The 15,597-nt window shown below is 34.8% G+C and carries 11 protein-coding genes; 4 read left to right on the forward strand and 7 right to left on the reverse strand.

Translation table 11 applies throughout. From position 1 onward, the window contains the following. Nucleotides 1–80: 80 nt before the first annotated feature. The 4 genes from HYN86_RS03550 to HYN86_RS03565 form a co-directional block, all read right to left on the reverse strand. On the reverse strand, nucleotides 81–2,567 hold the full coding sequence (locus tag HYN86_RS03550) for a glycoside hydrolase family 2 TIM barrel-domain containing protein (RefSeq protein WP_113676797.1): 2,487 nt from the start codon (nucleotides 2,565–2,567) through the stop codon (nucleotides 81–83). Nucleotides 2,568–2,704: 137 nt separating this feature from the next. Further along, complete coding sequence (locus tag HYN86_RS03555; protein ID WP_230406424.1) at nucleotides 2,705–3,574, reverse strand: hypothetical protein; 870 nt, start codon at nucleotides 3,572–3,574, stop codon at nucleotides 2,705–2,707. Nucleotides 3,575–3,591: 17 nt separating this feature from the next. Further along, nucleotides 3,592–5,172, reverse strand: coding sequence for a RagB/SusD family nutrient uptake outer membrane protein (locus HYN86_RS03560; RefSeq protein WP_113676798.1), 1,581 nt, complete (start codon nucleotides 5,170–5,172; stop codon nucleotides 3,592–3,594). A gap of 12 nt (nucleotides 5,173–5,184) precedes the next feature. Then, on the reverse strand, nucleotides 5,185–8,274 hold the full coding sequence (locus tag HYN86_RS03565) for a SusC/RagA family TonB-linked outer membrane protein (RefSeq protein ID WP_113676799.1): 3,090 nt from the start codon (nucleotides 8,272–8,274) through the stop codon (nucleotides 5,185–5,187). 577 nt (nucleotides 8,275–8,851) lie between these two features. Between HYN86_RS03565 and HYN86_RS03570 the strand changes: the two genes are divergently transcribed. The 4 genes from HYN86_RS03570 to HYN86_RS03585 all read left to right on the forward strand — a co-directional run bounded on the left by HYN86_RS03570 (nucleotide 8,852) and on the right by HYN86_RS03585 (nucleotide 13,167). Then, nucleotides 8,852–9,568, forward strand: coding sequence for an NUDIX hydrolase (locus tag HYN86_RS03570; protein WP_113676800.1), 717 nt, complete (start codon nucleotides 8,852–8,854; stop codon nucleotides 9,566–9,568). A 53-nt stretch (nucleotides 9,569–9,621) separates the two neighbouring features. Further along, entirely contained in the window at nucleotides 9,622–10,323 is a 702-nt protein-coding gene (locus tag HYN86_RS03575; RefSeq protein WP_113676801.1) for an NUDIX hydrolase, read from the forward strand. A 161-nt stretch (nucleotides 10,324–10,484) separates the two neighbouring features. Continuing rightward, on the forward strand, nucleotides 10,485–12,281 hold the full coding sequence (gene lepA, locus HYN86_RS03580; protein WP_113676802.1) for a translation elongation factor 4: 1,797 nt from the start codon (nucleotides 10,485–10,487) through the stop codon (nucleotides 12,279–12,281). Between the two features lie 271 nt (nucleotides 12,282–12,552). Next, nucleotides 12,553–13,167, forward strand: a complete 615-nt coding sequence (locus HYN86_RS03585) for an outer membrane beta-barrel protein (protein WP_113676803.1) — start codon at nucleotides 12,553–12,555, stop codon at nucleotides 13,165–13,167. 79 nt (nucleotides 13,168–13,246) lie between these two features. Here the strand turns inward: HYN86_RS03585 and HYN86_RS03590 are convergent, their stop codons facing one another. Genes HYN86_RS03590 through HYN86_RS03600 form a run of 3 tightly spaced genes read right to left on the reverse strand, consistent with a single transcriptional unit; the run spans nucleotide 13,247 to nucleotide 15,573 of the window. Beyond that, complete coding sequence (locus HYN86_RS03590) at nucleotides 13,247–13,444, reverse strand: hypothetical protein (RefSeq protein WP_113676804.1); 198 nt, start codon at nucleotides 13,442–13,444, stop codon at nucleotides 13,247–13,249. 4 nt (nucleotides 13,445–13,448) lie between these two features. Next, nucleotides 13,449–14,840, reverse strand: a complete 1,392-nt coding sequence (locus HYN86_RS03595) for a radical SAM protein (protein ID WP_113676805.1) — start codon at nucleotides 14,838–14,840, stop codon at nucleotides 13,449–13,451. After that, complete coding sequence (locus tag HYN86_RS03600) at nucleotides 14,830–15,573, reverse strand: prolipoprotein diacylglyceryl transferase (protein WP_113676806.1); 744 nt, start codon at nucleotides 15,571–15,573, stop codon at nucleotides 14,830–14,832. The genes HYN86_RS03595 and HYN86_RS03600 overlap by 11 nt, the downstream gene beginning before the upstream one ends. Nucleotides 15,574–15,597 lie beyond the last annotated feature (24 nt).

Here is a 15,597-nt window from a genome sequence, read left to right on the forward strand (position 1 = left end):
GTTAGGTATTTTATTTTATATCTTGATAAAAATCTATTGATACCTAACAGGTTTCTAAAACCTGTTAGGAACGTAACTTATTACTCTGCTGTAATTACAATTGTAGATTGCTTTAATCCGTTGGCTTTTGCGGTTAATTCCAATCTTCCTGATTGATCACCTGATTGTACAATTACCAAACATTTTCCAGCCAAAGCGGTATGTTTAGTTCCTTTGTACGGTTCATGGCTTACCGGATCTCCGCTGCAAACACCCACAATTTTTCCGTTTCCTTTTAAAGAGAAATTAACTTCGTTATTGGCATTTGGAGATAATGTTCCTTTATCGTCTAAAATATCAACTGTAATAAATGACAAATCATTTTTATCTGCTTTTATCGTACTTCTATCCGCAGTCAGTTTTAATTGAGATGGATTTCCAGCGGTTTTGATTTCTTTTTCTAAAACCACTTTTCCGTCTTTACGAGAAACTGCTTTTAAGGTTCCTGCTTCAAAAGGAATTCGCCACATTATATGAAGATCGTCTCCTTTTTTGCTTCTTTTTCCAACTGATTTTCCGTTTACGAAGAGCTCCACTTCATCGGCTTTATTGTAGTATGCCCAAACGTCAACAGTCTGCCCGGCTTTCCAGTTCCAATGCGGAAAAATATGAAGAACCGTCTTGTCTGTCCATTCGCTTTGATACATATAATACACATCTTTAGGGAAACCGGCTAAATCAACGATTCCGAAATAAGAACTGATAGACGGCCATTCGTACGGCGTTGGTTCTCCGATGTAATCGAAACCTGTCCAAATGTACATTCCAGAAAGGAAATCGTGTTTTTTAATGACTTTCCAAGTTGCTTCGTGTGTTGAACCCCAAGGTGTCTGTACCTGATCGTATGCTGAAACGGTATTTCCTGGATTTCCTTCTGTAAATTTAAGATCCCATCTTACCGGCCATTTTTTGATAGTGTCTGAAACGGCATCATAATAACCTCTCGTCTGCAGACCTGAAGTTGTTTCGGTTGCAATGAAAGGTGTATTTGGGAAATTCTTCAGATGATGTTCATACGTTTGATGCGCATAATTGTATCCGATTAAATCTAAGACTCCAGATCCAGCAAGCGGATTGATCGAAACATCTTTTTTCTCAAATTGTAAAGTCACAGCATCAATATTCATGTTTACCGGCGGATTCATCGCTGCGGTCAACGGACGTGTTTTATCATATTGACGTGTGATTGCTGCTAATTCTTTAGCAATTTCCACACCTTTTTCATTCCATTGTTCCGGAATTTCATTTCCGATACTCCAAACAAAAATACTTGGATGATTTCGGTCGCGAAGCAATTGATCGATTAGATCTTTTTTGTGCCATTTGTCCCAATCGTTTCCGTAATCGTATTTGGTTTTGGTTTGTTTCCACATGTCAAAAGCTTCGTCCATGACAATGAAACCCATTTTATCGCAAAGATCCAAAAGTTCTGGAGCGGGCGGATTATGAGAAGTTCTGATTCCGTTTACACCCATTTCTTTCATGATTTCCAATTGGCGTTCGATGGCGCGCGTGTTAATAGCAGAACCTAAAGGGCCTAAATCGTGATGTAAACAAACTCCTTTTATTTTTACCTGTTTTCCATTCAAAATAAAACCTTTATTCAAATCGAATTTAAAATCTCTGATTCCGAAATTGGTTTTGTATTGATCTACAATTTTATCATCAACAGAAATTTCCGTAACTGCCGTATACAATTCTGGTTTTTCAACTGACCATAAAATAGGATTTTCAACTTCGGCCGATTGCTTTAATGTCTGATCGCCATTTGCGTTGATTGTTATATCTTGAGTAAGTGATGTTACTTTAGTATCTTCTTTAAAAATAGTGGTGGTTACAGTTGCTTTTTTATTTTGAGCATATTGATTTTTAATCTTTGTTTCAAAATTAACTGAAGCTTTTTCAGCCGTAACTTTTGGAGTGGTAATATAAGTTCCCCACTGTGCAACATGCAGTTTATCTGTGGTTTCGATCCAGACATTTCTAAAAATTCCAGAACCTGAATACCAGCGTGAATTAGGCTGTTTTGAATTGTCAACCTTAACAATAATTTCGTTGTTTTTATCTCCGTAATTTAAATATTTGGAGATTTCATATTGAAAACCAATATATCCGTTTGGACGTTTTCCTAAATAATGGCCGTTTACCCAGACTTCGCTGTCTTTGTAAACACCGTCAAAAGTGATAGAAGTTATTTTTGTGCTGTCTGCTGCAGCGACTTTAAATGTTTTTTTGTACCAGCCTAAACCTCCGTTTAATGCTCCTCCGCCATAACCAGCAGGACTTTTTTCATCAAAATTTCCTTCGATGCTCCAATCGTGAGGAACGTCTAGTTTTCTCCATTTTGTGGTATTTCCGATAGTATCTTTATCAATTATACTATCGTTTAGATGGAAACTCCAATCTGTATTAAAAGAAACTTTTCTATTTATAAATGCATCCTCTTTTTTAGCGCAGGAATTGAGTAAAATTACTCCTGCTGCTACTGCCGACAAACATATACTTTTTATGTTTTTTCTAATATGCATAGGTACTTTTTGTGTTTTTGGAATTGGAAGATAGAAATAAAAATCGATTTCGAATATTTCTTCTTTAAATAATTTAAGTCTCAGTCTTAAAGCACGTTAGAAACATGTTTAAAACTGAGACTTCAAAACTAACTAACTTATGATTTTGGAACCAAATGATAAATCAAATAATCACCATCTGCTCTAATAGCAATAAAGCATAAACTTGTATCAGTAAGTTCAACAATTTTTACATTTGTAAAACTGAAAGAAGGACTGAAATAGCTTGGTTCACTTGGATGCAACATTTCTGTTCCTCCATTAAATGAAATTCTATCATTTGTTTCGCCTGCTGTAAGGCTGAAATTGAATGTTCCTACTTTTGTTGTTTTTTGTGTATTTCCTAAAGCTGGGTTAGTTTGGGTTACAGAAACATTGTAGCCTCCATCCAAATCAAATGTAATTTCTCCCCAATCTTTATTTTCTAGGCCAGCCCAAGAAATATCTGTAAGATTTGGCCACCATCCTGGACCGCTAACTTCTCTATTAACATAACTAGGCGTGTTTCCAATAAACTCTAATGGAGCTGTCATATACAGTACCCAAGTTTTTCCAGCCTGCCCGTTGGTAAGTTTTGTCCATCTTGGATCGCTGAAAAAAGCATCGTCGTTTTCTGGAACATCTACTGTTACTGGAGCAGCTTCAACAGATCCTCCTCTAACAAATGCTGTGTAAAAAATAGTATACTTTCCTGCAAAAGGGAAATTTACTTTATCATCGCTTTTATTAGAATGTCCAAGTTCATTTCCGTTCCCATCAACATATCTCCAATATGGAATTACAGTTGGATCATCATTCTTTAAAATTACTTCATTCTTTTTTGCTGTGTTTTGAGTAATTGAAAACTCAAGTGTTTCTGGTGTTTGCGTTACCGCTGGCAGACTTTCACGATCTTCAACAGGCTCGCAAGAGAATAAAAACGAACTGATTGTTACAGCCGCTAATACTATATATAATATACGTTTCATAATCAATTGTTTAAATGTTAGTTCCAACCTGGATTTTGTTGAATAGTACCATTTGAAAGTACTATTTGTGATTGTGGTAAAGGAAACCATCCTAAAGTTTCTGGTCTAAATGTTACAGCAAACTGAGAATCTCCAGTAGTATTATCGATAGCCGCTTTCATTACTGGCATTCCTTGTCTGATTAAGTCAAAATAACGTAATCCTTCCAAAGCCAATTCTAAACGACGCTCTTCCATAATATTAGCCTGAGTTGCAGGAATTCTATTAGTCGTACTTTTGAAAGCACGGTCACGTACTCTGTCTAAATCTGTTTGTGCTAGTGCTGCATTTGTTCCTAAATTCAATTCGGCAGCCATTAATAAAACATCTGCAAAACGAATAATTGCATAATCTTGGTAGTTGTCAATTTGGAAGTTTCCTCCGTTTGCTTCAACAACAGCTGTTCCCGCTGCATTAGTAATCGGACAATATTTTTTCCAAGAATATCCAGTGTATTGACGTTGTTCTCTAGCCTGTGGATCAAAATTTAGTCCTTCACCAGCGTAGTCAATAAATGAAGCTGCTTTTCTGCTGTCAGCATTATCGTATGCTGCAACCAATTTAGGATTTACAGTTGCTCCTCCCCATCCTGTTGCGTATCTTCCGATAGAACCACCACGAGGCGCAATATTTACTTGAAAACGGTTTCCTTCATGAAGATCCCAGTTTCCTTTTCCTGAACCGTTGAAACGAACAGCCCAAACCATTTCTGTATTATCTTCTCCAGCAAAATTTTCTAAAGAAGCTGCTAACCAAAGATTCGCAAAATCTGCTACTAATCCGTGGCCGCTATTATTTACAGCATCATTAATGTACGTTACAACTTGTGGTTTCGTAACTACACCTGCTAAATCTGTTTTGTTATAAGCTCCAGTGTAAAACAAGAATGTTCTAGCCAAATAAGCTTCTGCAGCCCATTTTGTAATTCGTCCGTAGTTTGCATTTCCTGCTTGCGAGTAATTTTCTGGACCTAAGTTATCTGCAGCAAATTTTAAATCGTTTGCAATTAAAGCATAAGTAACTTCTGGTGCTTGTCTTGGTAATTCAAATTCACTTGTCGTTACCGTATGATCTAGCGGAATAATATCACCAAACATTTTTGCCGCCTGGAAATGAAAATGTGCTCTTAAGAAACGAGCTTCAGCTTCGTAACGTGTTTTTAAAGCAGTATTAGCTCCCCAATTTACTTTGTCTAAGTTTTCTAACAAAACATTCGCTCTGTAAATTCCAAGATAAGAGTTTGACCATGTTAAGGCATTCATATCTTTATCTGTAGTATACTGAAAGCGGTCCCACTGCAAATCTACCGTTGGATCTGCAATACCAAATCCACCAAAACAGTTGTCAGATGCCTGCTCGCTTACGATCAATTGTGTACCGTAAGCTTCTCTTTGCAATACATCGTAAACAGCAACCAAACCTTCAAAAGCATCAGATGGAGTTTTATAAAAATTCTCTGTTACTTTATCTGTATATGGTTCGTTTTCCAAAAAATCTTCCGAACAAGCCCCTAGGGTTAGTAAGCTTGAAAGTGCAAATAATTTTATATATGTTTTCATCGTGTTCAAAATTTAAAAGTTAACATTTAGACCCATCATGTAGGTTCTTGGCTGCGGATAATATCCAACATCGATTCCTTTAGCCCAAGATTGATTTACGTTTCCGAAACCAATTTCCGGATCCATTCCTTTGTACTTTGTAAAAGTGTAAATGTTATTACCTGCAACGTACAATCTGAACTTAGAGAAGAATTTTAACTTGTCTGTTAACTTTGTCAAATCACATCCAATTGTAGCATTTTTAATTCTGAAGAAATCTGAATCCTGAATATACAAATCAGAGAATTTAGTGTAGTTACCATTATCATCTGTTCCGTATGTTACTCTTGGAACTGTGTTTGAAGTTCCTTCGCTTGTCCATCTGTTTAAAACATCTGTAGTGTTGTTTGTGTAGGCACGAGTGTAATCGTGAATTCCGAAAACGTTTTGTCCTCCAGCAGTACCATAGGTATTAATAGATAAATCAAAAGCTTTGTATGATAATTCTAAATTAACACCGTAGTTAATATCTGGATTTGGATCTCCAATCTGCGTTTTATCATTTGCATCAATTTGTCCGTCACCATTCAAATCTACGAAACGAACATCTCCAGGAACTGCATTTGGCTGAACTCCTGCTGCAACTTCTGCTGCATTTTGAAAAATTCCAGCTGTTTTTAATCCGTAGAAATAACCCATTGGTTTACCAACCTCAACACGGTTCATTTCGTCTAGACCTTGGAATAAAACATTTGATTCTCCGTGAATGATTCCTTCGTTGTTTGCAATTCGTAATACTTCGTTTTGGTTGCGAGAAAGGTTTGCATTAATACCAAAATTCCAATCTTTTCCAATACGTGTGCGGTAAGCCAATCCAATTTCAAAACCTTTATTACTAACGTCTCCACCATTAATGTAAGGTGCAGTTGCTCCAGCATAAGCTGGGATAGAAGCCAAAACTAACCAGTCTTTCGTTTTCTTGTCGTAGTAATCGAAAGTTAAAGTAAAGTTGGTAAATAAAGTAGCATCAAAACCTAAGTCTAACTGCTCAGAAGTTTCCCATTTTAAATTACGGTTTGCTAATTGATCCGGGCTTGAACCTACTAATAAAGTTTCGTCACCTGTTCCAAAATGATACGTTTTATCTGTTGAGTTTACAACCGACATGTAAGCAAATCTTCTTGCAAATTGATCGTTACCATTTTGTCCCCAGCTTGCTCTTAATTTGAAAGTATTTAATACTTTATTTTCTTTAAAGAAAGCTTCTTTGTCTAAATTCCAACCAGCAGAGAACGATGGGAAAATAGCATATTTGTTGTCTGGACCAAATTCTGAAGATCCGTCACGACGAACTGTAGCTGAGAATAAATATTTATTATCATAATCGTACAATAAACGTCCGAAGTAAGATTGAATAGCATAATCTCTACGATTTCCTTTTACCACATTTGATGTTGGGTCTTTTGCATTATCCAAATAAGCATGTGCGAAATCATCAAAAATTAAGTTTCTTCCTTGTCCTTCCATATAATCAGAAGTATTCTTTTTAGCAGAAGTACCCGCTAACAAGTCAAAATTGTGAGAACCTGCAATATTGAATTTATACTGAAGTGTATTTTCGAAAATCCATCCTAAAGATTTTGTAGAACTTTGCGTAACACTTGAAACTGTGTTATTATCGTTTGAAGAAAGAGAATATACAGGTCTGAAAGAACGGTAATTACTATCTGTCATATCAACACCATAACTCGTTCTAAAGGTAAAATCTTTTGCAAACTTTAATTCAGCAAAAATGTTACCTACATAACGGTTTGTTTTGGTTTGGTTGAAGTTATTGTAGTATAAAGACCCAACAGGATTTGTTACATCATTCGAAATAATTGAACGTGCAAAATCTCCGTTTTCATCATAAGGAGCGTCGATTGGCGCAGCATTTAAAAACGCTCTAATTGCGTTGCTGTAAATACCATCATCTGCAACACCGCTTGATTTGATGTTTGATAAAGTGAAATTTTCACCAATTTTCAAGAAACCTTTAATTACTTCCGAAGTAGAGTTTACTGTAAAAGTAATACGATCGTATTGCGATTGACTAGTCGATCCTCCAATCATACCATCTTGTCCGTAGTAAGATAAACCAGTTGCAATAGTTGATTTTTCATCACCTCCAGTAATCAAAAGAGAGTGATTTTGTTTTATTGCACCTTCATTAAATAAACTTTTCTGCCAATCTGTGTCTGGAAATCCAGCGATTTGCGCTTTTGTGTATAATGGAGCATATCCAGAATTTACACGAGCTTCGTTTATAATAGTTGTATATTCTTGCGTATTCATCAAATCTAGTTTTTTAGCAATCTGCTGAAAACCTGTATAAGAACTGAAAGACACATTCATTTTACCATCTTTTCCTTTTTTTGTTGTAACCAAGATAACTCCGTTTGCCGCTCTTGCTCCGTAGATAGAAGCTGCAGAAGCATCTTTTAAAACGTCAACCCTTTCAATAACAGAAGGATCTAAATATCCAATTCCGTTATCAACCACGACACCATCAACAACATAAAGCGGATCACTGTTTCCTGCTGTACCGGCACCACGAATATTTACCACCATATTCGCACCAGGCTGACCAGAAGAAGAAGTTACAGAAACTCCCGAAGCCTGACCTTGTAAAGCATTTACAACATCAAGACTCGCAACCTGCTGAATGTCTTTTCCTGATACCAAAGAAGTTGCAGCTGTATTAACTTTCTTCTTTTGAGTACCGTATCCGATTACCACAATTTCTTTAAGTTCTGCAGTTTCTGGCTGCAAAACTGCATTGACTACTTTTTGAGCGCCAACAGTTATGTTTTGTGTTTTGAAACCCACAAAAGTGACCACTAAAACATCGCCTGTTTTGGCTTCCACTTTATATTTTCCATCAAAATCGGTAACAGTACTCGATTTTGTTCCCTGTACTTGTACAGTTGCTCCGGGAACTCCAAATCCGTCTTCGGCAGAAGTGATTGTTCCACTTACAGTTTTGGATTCTTGTGCAAATCCAAACTGCATCATAAATACGCTAAGCAGCACCGCCATAAAATATGGAAGCTTTGTTGTTTTAATACAATTTTTGCTTTTCATAATAAGAATTGATTAAGTTTAAGTTATAGTTAGTAATTTTTACCCTAAGAGAAATCTGGAAAAACTTCCCAAGCAGGTCATGCCAAAAATGAGGGCCTGAATCTCATTCTCAACATTTAGTACTTGCAGACTATAAGCAGCTATTTTTAATATCAAAATCGATTAAAAATCAATTTCTATAAAAACATTTGTGGTAAGTTTAAGTTAAGTCGTAGCTTTGCCTTTTTTACTTATAGTCAATTTGAATTTATCTTATGGTAAATTTGACTACAAGTGTAAAACAAATTTTCTATATTAACAAAATATTAGGGTTAATTTTTTTCAATTCTAATAAATACCATTTCATTTTTATCAATGCTGTAAAAACAGAAATGAAATTGAAATAAAAATTAGAGAAAAACCAACGTTTTATAAAATTGACAATCAGTCGTTTAAGAATTAAAGTATTTTAATACATTTTTAAGCACATTTTTAAATCACTGATTATCAAAATTTTGTTTCGTTAAAAAAAATATAAAGCTTTTAAGAAGGCTAATAATCATTTTATTTATTTAATTTGTCAAAATTTATCTCGAATATGGTTGAAAATGTAGATGACGGAACTGTTCCAAAAAACGAACAAAGTGCCATGAATGCGATCACGATTGACTGTGTCATTTTTGGTTTTGACAAAGGCAGTCTCGAGGTGCTTTTGGTGCAGCACGGAGAAGGAATCAGTAAAGGAAAATGGGGTCTTCCTGGGGGATGGATTTATAAAAAAGAAAGCACAGATGATGCTGCTCATCGCTTATTAAATGAACTTACTGGGCTTGATAATATTTATCTGGAACAGCTTAAAGCATTTGGCGATCCTAATCGTTTTCCGCTCAGACGAGTAATTACAATTGGTTATTATGCTTTGGTCAAAAGAGAAGATTACAATATTAAAGCCGGTTTTACAGCTTCGGATGCAAAATGGTATAAAATAAACAATATTCCAGATTTGATTTATGATCATAATGAGATTTTAGCGTATAGTTTGAAACACCTTCGCAGCAAAGTCCGACAGACACCAATCGGTTTTAATTTATTACCTGAAAAATTTACTTTATTACAGTTGATGCAGTTGTATGAGGAAATTTTAGGAATTGAAATGGACAAACCTAATTTTAGAAGAAAAATTCTTCACATGAAACTTTTGGCAGCTTTAGACGAAAAACAGCAGGACGTTTCCCACCGAGCAGCTCAATTATACAAATTTGATCCAGAAATTTACACGAAACTAACCGAGAAGGGTTTCAATTTTGAATTCTGATTTTCATTTGAGAAATAAAAAACACTTTTTGCACTTCGAAACACAACAATAAATTGACAGAAATAACTACTAATCATCACAAACCAGCCGTAGACGGAATCACAATTGACTGTGTTTTCTTCGGATTTAATAAGGAGAGTCTCGAAGTTCTCTTGGTGCAGCATGCCCAAGGCGAAAGTAAAGGAAAATGGGGGCTTCTCGGTGGATGGCTGCAACTGGAGGAAAGTGCCGATGATGCAGCACAGCGCATTTTACAAGAACTTACTGGTCTTGAAAATATTTATCTGGAGCAGTTAAAAGCTTTTACAAATCCGAAACGTGTTCTGGAAAGACGTGTGGTTACCATTGGTTATTACACATTAGTCAATCGGGAAGATTATAACATTAAAGCCAGTTTAAGGGTTATCGAAGCCAAATGGTATAAAATAAATGAAATTCCAGATTTGATTTTTGACCATAACGAAATTCTGGATTTCAGTTTATCGCAGCTGCGAAATCGCGTTCGTCAAGCGCCGATTGGTTTTAATTTACTGCCAGAAAAATTTACCTTATTACAGTTGATGCATTTGTATGAAGAAATTTTAGGAATCGAATTGGATAAATCGAATTTCAGACGAAAAATTCTTCACATGAAACTGCTGACAGAACTCAACGAAAAACAAAAAGACGTTTCGCACAGAGCGGCTAAACTTTATAAATTTGATGCTGAAATGTACAAGAAATTAACAGAAAAAGGGTTCAATTTTGAATTTTAGGCTTCTTTTTAATTCACAACCATCAACTATCGCATATCAACATTCCAGAATCCAAAACTTTGCGCTATCTTTGCGCCTTAATAACATGCTTTAAAGCAATTGCTTTGGCGTTATTTACACCCAAAAAATACTTAAACTCGTTAGAGAACTGATATATAAAAATGAAGAAGATACGTAACTTTTGCATTATTGCACACATTGACCACGGTAAAAGTACATTGGCGGACAGATTATTAGGCGCAACACAAACCGTTACAGCTCGTGAAGAAAAAGCACAATTGCTTGACAACATGGATCTGGAGCGTGAGCGTGGAATTACCATTAAGAGTCATGCCATTCAAATGGAATATACTTATAAAGGAGAAGAATACATCTTGAATTTAATTGACACTCCTGGTCACGTAGATTTTTCGTATGAAGTATCGAGATCTATCGCAGCCTGCGAAGGAGCTTTATTAATTGTTGATGCTGCACAAAGTATTCAGGCACAAACGATTTCAAATTTATATTTAGCACTTGAAAATGACTTGGAAATTATTCCGGTTTTAAACAAAGTCGATTTGCCAAGTGCCAATCCAGAAGAAGTTAGTGATGATATTATCGATTTATTAGGATGTAAATTAGAAGATATTATTCACGCCTCTGGAAAAACAGGTTTTGGTGTTGAGAACATTCTTGCCGCTATTATCGAAAAAATTCCTGCACCTAAGGGAAATCCAGACGAACCTCTACAAGCTTTGATCTTTGACTCGGTTTACAATCCGTTTCGTGGAATCGAAGTTATCTTTAGAGTTGTAAATGGTGAAATCAAAAAAGGTCAGAAAATTAAATTCATGGCAACTGGCAATGAATATTTTGCTGACGAAATTGGAACTTTAAAATTAAATCAGGTTCCAAAAAATGTCATTTCCAGTGGAGATGTTGGTTATTTGATTTCTGGAATTAAAGAAGCAAAAGAAGTAAAAGTTGGTGATACCTTAACGGATGCTAAAACGCCGACTACAAATATGATTACAGGTTTTGAGGATGTAAAACCAATGGTTTTCGCCGGAATTTATCCTGTTGACACAGAAGATTATGAAGATTTGCGTTCTTCTATGGAGAAATTGCAACTGAATGATGCTTCGCTGGTTTTCACACCTGAAAGTTCTGCAGCTCTAGGATTTGGTTTCCGCTGCGGATTCTTAGGAATGCTTCACATGGAAATTATTCAGGAACGTTTAGAGCGTGAGTTTGATATGACCGTAATTACTACAGTTCCTAACGTTTCGTATTTGGCTTATACCAAAAAGGAACCAGACAATGCATTTGTTGTAAACAATCCTTCTGACTTGCCTGAACCTTCTCGTTTGGACAGAGTTGAAGAACCATTTATAAAAGCTACTATTATTACAAAAGCTGATTTCGTAGGAAACGTAATGAGTTTATGTATCGAAAAACGTGGTTTAATTACGAATCAAACGTATTTAACTACTGAAAGAGTTGAGTTAAATTTTGACATGCCTTTGGCTGAAATTGTATTCGATTTTTACGATCGTTTAAAAACAGTTTCTAAAGGTTATGCTTCTTTCGATTACTCTCCTATCGGAATGAGAACTTCGAAATTGGTTAAACTGGACGTTCTTTTAAATGCACAAACTGTCGATGCACTTTCGGCATTAATCCACGAAGACAATGCTTATAATATCGGTAAAAAAATGACCGAGAAATTACGAGAGTTAATCCCAAGACAACAATTTGATATTCCGATTCAAGCTGCAATTGGAGCGAAAATTATTGCTCGTGAAACAATTAAAGCACTTCGTAAAGACGTTACCGCAAAATGTTACGGTGGAGATATTTCGCGTAAGCGTAAATTGCTTGAAAAACAGAAAAAAGGTAAAAAACGTATGCGTCAGGTAGGAAACGTCGAGATTCCACAAGAAGCATTTATGGCTGTTTTGAAATTGAACGATTAAGTATTAGTATTAAGATTTTAGTACTAAGTACCAAGATTAACAACCCGATAACTTTTGTTATCGGGTTTTTGTTTTTTAAGAATTAATTTGTCAATAAACACAAGGCTTTGTCCTTCAAAACTTAAAATTATACCCAAAATTAAACAAGTAAATACTTATAAATTTATGTGTTTTTTAACTCTATAGATTCATTATTGATGCATTCGATTTAGATTCGAATATTTCTAGATTTTTAAATATAACTTTAATCTTACAACTTAAAATTATTATTATGAAAACTAAATTTTTTATTCTTTTATCGATGTTAACTTTCTCATTTGCTAACGCACAACAAGAAGAAGTTGATTCGGAAATGAACTCAGCAAAAGGGGTAACCTTTGAAAGCGGTGATATGTTCTTAGAAGGTTCTATCAAAATTAGCACAGGCGGAAATGTAGATTATTACGGTTTTAGTCCAAAATTTGGCTACCTTTTAAATGATAAAGTAGCAGTAGGAGCTAAACTGAACTATGAAAGCTCTGAAACTGAAACTACTCAGACTAAAGTGAATGTTTTTGGAGTTGGCGCGTTTGCTCGTTATTACTTTTTAGAACTTGACAAAAAACGTTTCAAAGCTTATGGAGAAGCTGGCTTAGGTTTTGGAAGAAATAAAACTGAAGTGGAAGGACTTTCAGATACTGACAATAGTGTTACAGCCGATATTACTGTAGGTTTAAACTATTTTGTCACTAAAAATATTGCTGTAACTTTTGTATTAGCTAATATGCTTTCTTACAATAGTGTTTCTCCAGAAGAAGGACCTTCAGCAAATACTTTTCAATTAAATATTAATTTATTTGAAAATATCTTCGATCAACCACAGTTTGGTCTTTTATATAGATTTTAATTCTTTCCTGCTATTTACTTATAAAAAAGCTGTCTTCAATGACAGCTTTTTTTATATGCCAAATAATTTTGGATTTTTCTTATGATAAAAGTGTTCCGCATATTCCTAATCCAATAATCAGATATAGTGCTCCTATAATAAAACAAACCTTTGCTCCATTGGGGCTACTTTTCTTAATTGCAAAACCAGTGATAGCCATTAAAATTGGCGGACCAACCATAATCGCTACAAAAAATGCGACCAAACCATCTAAATTACCTACTTCTAGCGCTGTCATATTCTTATATGTTAGTTCTTAATTCTTCTAATCTTTTTACTTTATCATCTCTGTAAAACAAATTCATGGTTTCAAAAGGAATTATTTTATTATCCTTATTGACAATATGTACGCATGATTTTTTTATTGCCCTTACATCAAAATTATAGGCATCAATAAACTGCATTATAATAATTCTAAACAGATTATCGTAACCTAATTCAGGCGCATCAATATTAGGGAGACAGCATAATATCGATTTCAAGTTTTCTTGCGCTACTTCTACAGAATTTCCTGTGCTAAACAAATCTATCATTTTACCTCTAAGCACTTCATCCTGCTCGTAAATAATCGTGTTTTTACTATTATCCAATAAATCATTTGGATTAATATATCGCGTTAACGGAAAAACTTCGTCTCCTAACTTCAACGCATAACCCATTACTAAAGCGTCAGGATTACAAGGAACAGGAAGTAAATCATCTGAATTGAAAACGGTAGTTTGCTCCAGAATTTTTCTTCTTACTTCTGTTAAAGTCATGCGATCGGTTTCTAAGTTAAAGTTCTCCAATCTACCCGCTATTTGAGTCGGCTGAAATGTAACACCTCGAACGCATTTTTGCTTTAGTGCAAACTCAACAATTTTACCTATTTCATGATCGTTTAATCCTTTTTGAAGCGTAACAACCAAAGTGGTTGACAAATTAACTTCATTTAGATTTTCTAAAGCCTGTTTTCGTATTTCGCTTAAATCGGCTCCACGCAATTCCTGCAATACACTATCTTCAAAAGAATCAAACTGAAGATAGATTTCAAAATCTGGAGAATAGGTTTTTAGCCTCTGAACGAATTCTTTGTCTTTTGCAATTTTAATTCCGTTTGTGTTTAGCATTAAATGTTTTATCGGAATTGATTTTGCATAATCCAAAATTTCAAAAAACTCAGGATGTATGGTTGGTTCTCCTCCGCTAATCTGAACTACATCAGGTTCTTTTTCGTTTTTAACAACCGTATCGAGCATTGCTTTTATTTCTTCAAGAGTTCTGTGTCTACCATAATTAGGCGATGAACCAGCGTAACAAGTTGGACATGTCAGATTACATCGATCTGTAACCTCAACAACTGTAAGGCAAGAATGCTGTTCATGATCTGGACATAAACCGCAATCGTACGGACAGCCATAGTGCGTTTTTGTATTAAAAGTATACGGCATCTCAGATGGTTTATTGTAGTTTCGGATATTCTTGTAATACTCAATATCGTCAGCAATCAAAACCTTCGAACTTCCGTGTTCCGGACATCTTTTAAGCATGTAGACATTCTCGTCTTCAAAAACAATTTTAGCATCAATTCTCTTTAAGCATTCTGGACAAAGGCTTAATGTAAAGTCATAATAAGTATATTTTCTAACTGGCATTTTTTACAAATAAATTTAAAATTGTTTTGTTATAATAGAGCAGACAAATCAAACATAAAATCTGAATCGAACTTATTCCAAAAATCAAGAAATAATTGGGTTTCAGAAATTCTACAAAAAAGCGAAATGCAAAATAGGCAATCATAAAATACTGAAATATAAGTCCGTTTTTTATATTTCTGTTTTTTAATTTTTTCAGAACAAAAAATAAAATGATCAAAAAAATTAATTCGTATAATGCAATTGGATGCCTTATAATATTGTCGCCAAGATTCATACCTGTAAAAAAGGTCGTTTCTTTTCCATATGTAAACTCATTGGTTCCAGATAAAAAACAACCAATTCTTCCTATAAAAATTCCCAAAATAATCGGAAAGGTAAATAAATCTCCTGATGATTCTTTTTCTCCTATAACCTTCTTAGCAATTTCAACGCCCAAAAGTCCGCCAAACAATCCTCCCATAATGGTCTTCGCATTGAAGAGTTCTAAAATTGATCTTGCATCAAGATGAAAAACAGGATTTTCTAAAAAACCCATAATTCTAGAACCCAAAAAAGCTCCAATTGCAGCTCCTAATATGATTGATAATCTATTGGAAGAAACAATACTATCGTTCGTTCTTTTTCTCAAAAAAACATAATATCGATATCCTAAAAAAAATGCCAGATATTCTAAAACTAAATGGATATTGATTTCATAACCAAAAATAACTGGCTCAAAAGGAAGTTTCATTCTACATTCTAAAATTTAATACTA

Source organism: Flavobacterium fluviale (assembly GCF_003312915.1).
In the GTDB taxonomy this organism is placed as follows: Bacteria; Bacteroidota; Bacteroidia; order Flavobacteriales; family Flavobacteriaceae; genus Flavobacterium; species Flavobacterium fluviale.

Coding starts and splice junctions, on each gene's coding strand:
- HYN86_RS03550 (WP_113676797.1), bottom strand. CDS start 2,567: ATGCATATTAGAAAAAACATAAAAAGTATATGTTTGTCGGCAGTAGCA.
- HYN86_RS03555 (WP_230406424.1), bottom strand. CDS start 3,574: ATGAAACGTATATTATATATAGTATTAGCGGCTGTAACAATCAGTTCG.
- HYN86_RS03560 (WP_113676798.1), bottom strand. CDS start 5,172: ATGAAAACATATATAAAATTATTTGCACTTTCAAGCTTACTAACCCTA.
- HYN86_RS03565 (WP_113676799.1), bottom strand. CDS start 8,274: ATGAAAAGCAAAAATTGTATTAAAACAACAAAGCTTCCATATTTTATG.
- HYN86_RS03570 (WP_113676800.1), top strand. CDS start 8,852: ATGGTTGAAAATGTAGATGACGGAACTGTTCCAAAAAACGAACAAAGT.
- lepA (WP_113676802.1), top strand. CDS start 10,485: ATGAAGAAGATACGTAACTTTTGCATTATTGCACACATTGACCACGGT.
- HYN86_RS03585 (WP_113676803.1), top strand. CDS start 12,553: ATGAAAACTAAATTTTTTATTCTTTTATCGATGTTAACTTTCTCATTT.
- HYN86_RS03590 (WP_113676804.1), bottom strand. CDS start 13,444: ATGACAGCGCTAGAAGTAGGTAATTTAGATGGTTTGGTCGCATTTTTT.
- HYN86_RS03595 (WP_113676805.1), bottom strand. CDS start 14,840: ATGCCAGTTAGAAAATATACTTATTATGACTTTACATTAAGCCTTTGT.
- HYN86_RS03600 (WP_113676806.1), bottom strand. CDS start 15,573: ATGAAACTTCCTTTTGAGCCAGTTATTTTTGGTTATGAAATCAATATC.